The sequence below is a fragment of the Streptomyces sp. NH27 genome (assembly GCF_056859195.1).
On the sequence record NZ_JACEGK010000440.1, the window covers coordinates 1 to 6,774 of the forward strand.

At 73.6% G+C, this 6,774-nt stretch carries 6 protein-coding genes; 2 read left to right on the forward strand and 4 right to left on the reverse strand.

The genetic code is table 11. The annotated features are described in order from the left end of the window. A partial coding sequence (locus tag AC13HU_RS28525; protein ID WP_483044839.1) for a UbiA family prenyltransferase occupies window positions 1-556 on the forward strand: 556 nt, incomplete at its 5' end. A gap of 65 nt (window positions 557-621) precedes the next feature. Here the strand turns inward: AC13HU_RS28525 and AC13HU_RS28530 are convergent. From AC13HU_RS28530 to AC13HU_RS28545, 4 genes are all read right to left on the reverse strand, one after another. Beyond that, on the reverse strand, window positions 622-2,277 hold the full coding sequence (locus AC13HU_RS28530; protein ID WP_483044840.1) for a penicillin-binding transpeptidase domain-containing protein: 1,656 nt from the start codon (window positions 2,275-2,277) through the stop codon (window positions 622-624). A gap of 251 nt (window positions 2,278-2,528) precedes the next feature. Beyond that, window positions 2,529-2,921 (reverse strand): VOC family protein, encoded by a 393-nt coding sequence (locus tag AC13HU_RS28535; RefSeq protein WP_483044841.1) that lies wholly within the window; start codon window positions 2,919-2,921, stop codon window positions 2,529-2,531. A gap of 177 nt (window positions 2,922-3,098) precedes the next feature. Then, a complete protein-coding gene (locus AC13HU_RS28540) occupies window positions 3,099-3,590 on the reverse strand; it encodes an SRPBCC family protein (RefSeq protein WP_483044842.1) in 492 nt (163 codons plus the stop codon). Between the two features lie 88 nt (window positions 3,591-3,678). Next, the gene (locus tag AC13HU_RS28545; RefSeq protein ID WP_483044843.1) at window positions 3,679-5,313 is read right to left on the reverse strand and encodes an SDR family NAD(P)-dependent oxidoreductase; all 1,635 of its coding nucleotides are present in this window, start codon (window positions 5,311-5,313) and stop codon (window positions 3,679-3,681) included. 256 nt (window positions 5,314-5,569) lie between these two features. Between AC13HU_RS28545 and fahA the strand changes: the two genes are divergently transcribed. Beyond that, window positions 5,570-6,774, forward strand: a 1,205-nt coding sequence (gene fahA / locus AC13HU_RS28550; RefSeq protein WP_483044844.1) for a fumarylacetoacetase, incomplete at its 3' end; no start/stop codon positions are given.

Sequence of the window (6,774 nt, forward strand, 5' to 3'; positions counted from 1 at the left end):
CGCCGTGTGCGTCGTGGCGTCGCTGGCCTGCGGGTGGGCGGCGGGTGCCGCGCACCTCGCGGGAGTGGCGGCGGCCTGGGCGTACAACCTGGGGGTGAAGCGCACCGCGCTGTCATGGCTGCCGTACGCCGTCGGGTTCGGGCTGCTGCCCGCGTTCGTCACGCTGGGGTTGCCCGGGCAGCCGGGCCCGCCGGGCTGGGCGGTGGCGGCGGGCGCGCTGCTCGGTGTCGGCGCCCATGTCACGAACGTGCTGCCGGACATCGACGCGGATCTGGCCGCGGGTGTGCGTGGCCTGCCGCAGCGGATCGGGCGGCGCCGCAGCCGCCTGCTCGCCCCCGTGCCGTTGCTGGCCGCGGCCGCCGTCCTCGTCCTCGGCCCGCCGGGACCGGTCGGCCGCGCCGGGTGGGCGGCGCTCGCGGTGACCGGCGCGCTGGCGGTCGCCACGGTCCGTACGGCGGGTGCGGGCCCGCGCAGCCGGCTGCCGTTCCTCACCACCTTGGCGATGGCGGTCACCGCGGTGGCGCTGCTCCTTCTGCACGGCGGCGCGCTGGCCTGACCGTACGACCGTAGGACCGTACGGCGGCGCGGGTCGGCCGCGCCGCCGTACCTCGTCCGGGGTGGTCAGGACGCCCGCAGCACCTGCGCCACGATCGGTCCGGCCGAGGTGTTGCCGAACCCGGCGTCGTGGACGACCGCGGCCACCGCCACACCGCCGGCGTACGCGGTGAACCAGCCGTTGGTGGCGGCCTGGCCGTCGACCTCCGCCGAGCCGGTCTTCGCACCGGAGTTGGGGCCGAAGCCGCTCATGACGCCGGTGGCGGTGCCGTTCGTGATGGCCGCGCGCATGAGCTGCCGCAGGTCGCCCGAGACCCGGGAGCCGACGCCGGCCGCGGAGATACGGCTGTCGATCATGTCGGCGGCCACGATCCGCGGCTCGTGGAAGCTGCCGGTGGCCGCGGTGGCGGCGACCGACGCCATGATCATCGGATTCGCCACCACCTTGCCCTGCCCGATCATCTCGGAGGTCAGCTCGTCGGGCCCGCTGCCGTCGGGAAAGCTCGGCTGGTCGTCGGGGGTGGCGGTGCCTATGTTCCACGGCTGGGTGAGGCCGAACCGGGCGGCGGCGTCGCGCAGTCCGGTCGGGCCGAGCTTGGGTGCCTGCGTGATGAAGCCGGTGTTGCAGGAGTTCGCGAAGTCCCAGCGCAGGTCGGCGTTCGCGTTCTGCAGGCTGGGCGAGTCGTTGTGGTACATACGGCCGTTCTGCACGTTGTCCGTGCTCTTGCACGGGGCCGGGGAGCCGGGGCCCATGCCGCGTTCGAGCAGCGCGGCGGAGGTGACGATCTTCATGGTGGAGCCGGGGGCGTCCGCGCCCTGGAGGGCGATGTCGGTGCCGTTGGGGTCGCTGTTGGCGACGGCCAGGATGGTGCCGTCGTAGATGTCGAGCGCGGTGACGCCGGCCCCGTTCTTTCCCTTCACCGCCTTCTCCGCGGCGGCCTGCACGCCGGCGTCGAGCGTCGTCCTGAGCTTCTTGTCGTGGCCCTTCCGCAGGACCTTCAGGACCTTCCCGGCGGACCCGTCGCTGTGCTGCACGTAGGTCTCGATGCCCGCGGTGCCGCCCTTGACCTGGTCGCCGTGACGGGACTTGATGTCCTCGATGATCCGGGCCAGCGACGGGTAGTGGGTGCCGGTCAGCACCTTGCCGTGCCGGTCGGTGACGTCGATCTCGGGCGACTTCCCGGTCCCGGTGATGATCGAGTCGCCGGTCGACAGCGCCGGGTTCAGCACGGAGGGCTTCCAGGTGACGGCCACGTCACCTGCGGTGTCGCGGCCCACCGCGAGCGCCGAGTGGTAGGTCCAGGTCGACGTGATGCCGTCGTAGGAGAGGTGCGCGGTGACCGTGAACGAGGCGCCGCCGGTCGCGCCGGTGGTCGGGGCGATGCCGCTGATCGCCACGGACGTGATGTGGCCGTGCCGGCGGAAGTCGGTGAGGTCGTTCGTGGCGGTGTCGGCCGAGTCCGTGGCTGCCCCCGCCTTCTCGGTCTGCCCGGCGGCCCACGCGGTCAGGAACTTGCTCGCCGTGTCCGCGACCTGCCGGGCCGTCGGCGGCTTCGGGGCCGAACCGGCCGCGTCCGAGTCGGACACGTTGCGCGTGCTCCCGCCGCCCCCCGAGCCGCCCAGCGCCGTGTACATGTTGTAGGCGCCGTAGCCGGCCACGCCGAACATTCCGGCGCAGACGGCGCCGATGATGCCGATCTTCACTCCTCTTGCAACGGGCACAGCCCGATCCCCCCTCGCTGGTGGACACCCCCGCGCGCGGAACATTCCGGCGCGCGGGCCAAGCGTATTGCTCGCTTCCGGTGCCCCCGACCCCCCGGGCGCCTCCGTTCTGCCGGCCTCGGGACCACCTGCCGGCGGCCGCTCGCCCGCTGGGGATACCCGCTTCGGGGGAGTTGCCCGCGCACCTGGCTGGATGCGGCTCCTTCCGCGAAAGGAGCCGCACAAGTGCCGCACAGAACCAGGCGCACCCGTTACGCGGGGCCGGCGTGGAAGAGCTCCCAGTGGTGGCCGTCGAGGTCGTAGAAGGCCCGGGTGTACATCGGGCTCTGCTCGTTCGTCTCCTTGACGGTCTGGCCGCCGCCGGTGAGGGCCGCCGCGGCGATGCGGTCGACGTCCTCCCGGGTGTCCAGGAGGATCGCGATGATCGCCTCGCTGGAGGTCGAGGCGTCGGCGACGGACTTGCCGGTGAACGTCCGGAAGTACGGCTCGGTCAGCAGCATCGAGTAGATGTCGTCGCTGATGACCATGCACGCGGCCTTCTCGTCGGTGTAGTCCGGGTTGAAGGTGAAGCCGAGGCCGGTGAAGAAGTCCATCGACCGGGAAAGGTCCTTGACCGGGAGATTGACGAAGATCTTGGTGGACACGGAAGCCTGCCTCCAGGGTGCGACGCGGGTGTACGCGCTCGGCCGGGTGCCTTGCACCGGGGTAGACCGCACCGGGTCGGGAAAGTCATCGGCGTGACGGCGCACCCGTTGTACCCGGTCGTACCTGTCGCACATGGGGCGTTGCCACGTATCGCGGCACCCGGCCGGCCCCGGGAATCAGGGGCGCCCGCCGAGCAACGTGTCCAGGGCCCGGCCGAAGACCAGCCGGCCGGCGAAGGACGTCGCCGGGTCGAAGAGGGCCGGCGGCAGCCCGCGTACGCGCAGGTCCTCACGCCAGCGCACCCGGGAGCCGGTGCGGGTGTGGGTGCCGGTGTCGGTGTCGGTGTGGGCGGCGGTGGTGCCGGGCGCCGGCCACACCTCGATCTCGGCCCAGCCGACGACGACCTTCCCGGTCTTCACCAGCCGGCACCGCCCGTGCCCGTCGGCACCCGGCGGCTGCCACTCCTCGACCCGCATCGGGTCCGCGACTCCGGCCCGGCCGATCCCCGTACGCGCCACGAACGCGGTGCCGACCCCCGACGGCGGCGGGGTCAGCACCTCGATCCGGGTCAGAGGCACCGTGGCGGAGTGCCGCTCCCACAGGGTGAGCCGCCGCCACGCCTCGGCCGGCGGCAGGGCGGTGGTGCGCTCGATGACGAAGAGGGCCACCTGGCCAGCGTAGGCCGGTCGGCATCAGGCCGCGGCCTCACGAGCGGCGCCCCCTCGTCCGCCGCGCACCCTCACCCGTGCTGCGGGGTCACCACGCCGACGGGCGGTAGTCCTTGAGGAAGCAGCCGTACAAGTCCTCGCCCTGCTCGCCGCGCACCACCGGGTCGTAGACGCGGGCGGCGCCGTCGACCAGGTCGAGCGGGGCGTGGAAGCCCTCGGCGGCGAGCCGGACCTTGTCGGGGTGCGGCCGCTCGTCGGTGATCCAGCCGGTGTCGACGGCGGTCATGAGGATGCCGTCGGTGTCGAGCATCTCCTGCGCGCTGGTGCGGGTGAGCATGTTGAGCGCGGCCTTGGCCATGTTGGTGTGCGGGTGGCCGGGGCCCTTGTAGCCGCGGCTGAACTGCCCTTCCATGGCGGACACGTTGACCACGTACCTGCGCCGGGCGGTGGCCGCCGCCATCGCCGGACGCAGCCGGCTGATCAGCACGAACGGCGCGGTGACGTTGCAGAGTTGGACTTCGAGGAGCTCGATCGGGTCGACCTCGCCGACGGTCTGCACCCACGTGTTGGTCGGGTCGAGATCGGGCACGAGGCCGCCGGCGTCGATCGCGGTGCCCGCCTCGATCCGGGCGAGCGAGGCGGAGCCGCTGACCAGGGCGAGGCCGGTGACGTCGTCGGGGGTGAGCAGTTCGCCGCGCGGCGAGGGCAGCGCGGCCGCGGTCCGCGCTCCGGACCCGAACGCGCCGAACACCTCGGCGGCGGGCAGTTCGCCCGCGGGCAGCGGCGCGGCCTCGGCGGCGACCAGTTCGCTGTAGGCGCGCGGGGAGCGGCGTACGGTCTGGGCCGCGTTGTTGATGAGGATGTCCAGCGGGCCGGCGGCGGCCACCGAGTCGGCGAGCGCGACCACCTGGGCGGGGTCGCGCAGGTCGATGCCGACGACCTTGAGCCGGTGCAGCCAGTCGGCGCTGTCCGGCATCGCCTTGAAGCGGCGGATCGCGTCGTTCGGGAAGCGGGTGGTGATGGTGGTGTGGGCGCCGTCGCGCAGCAGCCGCAGCGCGATGTACATGCCGATCTTGGCGCGCCCGCCGGTGAGCAGCGCGCGCCGCCCGGTCAGGTCGGTGCGGGCGTCGCGGCGGGCCCGGTTCTCGGCCGCGCACGGCGGGCAGAGCTGGTGGTAGAACGCGTCGACCTCGATGTAACGGGTCTTGCAGACGTAGCAGGAGCGGGGCCGCTCCAGGATGCCGGCGATCTCGGTGGACACGGAGGTGGTGAGCTGGATGCCGAGCGTCTCGTCGTCGATCCGGTCGGCGGCGCCGGTGGCGGTGGCCTCGGTGACGGCCTTGTCGTTGGCGGTCTTCGCGGCCCGGCGGTCCTGGCGGCGGCGCTGCTTGACCGTGCGGTAGATCCCGGCGGTGGCGCGGCGTACGGCGATGGCGTCGGGGTGGTCGACGGGGAGGTCGTCCAGCTCGGCGAGTACGGCGAGGCACTGGGCGAGGCGGTCGGGGTCGATGCCGGGGGCCTCCGGCGGTTCGGCGGCGTCCGGGGCCTTGCCCGAAGCCGAAGCTTGGGCGGCCTGGGCCCGGGCCGGAGCCGGGACCGTACCCGGGGTCGGCGTCCGGTCCTGGTCGTCCGAGGGGAGCCCGAGCGCGTCGGCGGGCAGGCCCTCGCCGCCGGGGGCCGGGTCGGGCCCGGGGCCGTACAGGTCCTGTGTGGTCGCCGTCATGAAACCGCTGCTCTCCGTGTGATCCCCGTGGGTACCGGGCCCCGCGTTCCCCGCCCGGTCATGGGGCGAACTTTACGTTTGCCGTGCGGGCAGCTCCAAACCCGTTCCCCGCGCAGGCACGGCGGGCGCACGCACCACGCACCACGTACACGCACGTACGGCGTACGTACCGCGGGCGGCCCGGAGCCCGGCGGTATCCTCGGGGCGTTTGCATGATCGCCATACGTGATCACCGCCGGCCGCCCGTGGAGGACCGTTGAGTGCCGCCGACCCGTTCGACGTCCCGCACGACGCGCCGTTCGGGGCGCACAACCTGCCGTACGGCGTCTTCAGCACGGCCGGCGACCCCCGGCGGCGGCTCGGGGTCCGCTACGGGGAGCACGTACTCGACGCCGGCGCCGCCGCCCGTGCCACCGCCGCGCCCGCCGACCTCACGGAGCTGCTGGCCGCGCCCTCGCTGAACCCGCTGCTGGCCGCGGGCCGCCCGGCCTGGACGCGGGTACGGGCGGCGGTCACCGCGTGGCTGACCGAGGAGCGGCACCGCGACGCCGTGGCGCCCTGCCTGGTACCGCTCCCGGACACGACCCCGCACCTGCCGTTCGAGGTCGCGGACTACGCCGACTTCTACGCCTCGGAGCACCACGCCACCAACGTCGGCCGGATCTTCCGCCCGGACGCCGCCGCGCTGCCGCCGAACTGGAAGTACATGCCGATCGGCTACCACGGCCGGGCGGGCACCGTCGTGGTCTCGGGCACCGACGTCGTACGACCCTGCGGGCAGCGCCGGGAGCCGGGCGAGCAGGTGCCGTCGTACGGTCCCTCGCTGCGGCTCGACGTCGAGGCCGAGGTCGGCTTCGTGGTCGGGGCGCCCTCCGCGCACGGTGAGCGGGTCGCGCTCGCCGACGCCGACGACCACGTCTTCGGGCTGTGCCTGCTCAACGACTGGTCGGCGCGGGACATCCAGGCGTGGGAGTACGTCCCGCTCGGCCCGATGCTCGGCAAGTCCTTCGCCACGTCCGTCTCCGCGTGGGTGACGCCGCTCGACGCGCTACGGCACGCCCGTACCTCCCCGCCACCGCGCGACCCGCGCCCGCCGGCCTACCTCGACGACGGCGCCGCGGAGCCGTCGGGCCTCGACATCGCGATCGAGGTTCGGCTCAACGGGCATGTCGTCGCGCGGCCGCCGTTCGCCACGATGTACTGGACCTACGCGCAGATGGTGGCGCACCTCACGGTGAACGGGGCGAGCCTGCGGACCGGGGATCTCTTCGGGTCCGGCACCGTCAGCGGGCCCGAGCGCGACACTCGCGGCGCGCTCATCGAGCTCTCCTGGAACGGGGAGGACCCGCTGCGCCTTCCCGACGGCACGCAGCGGTCATTCCTCGAGGACGGTGACGAGGTCTCCATCTCCGCGACCGCCCCCGGCCCCGCCGGCACCCGCCTCGCCCTCGCCGAAGTCCG

What these genes read in the sequence shown, in the direction of transcription:
- AC13HU_RS28545 (WP_483044843.1), bottom strand. Translation starts at nt 5,313, where the DNA reads ATGACGGCGACCACACAGGACCTGTACGGCCCCGGGCCCGACCCGGCC.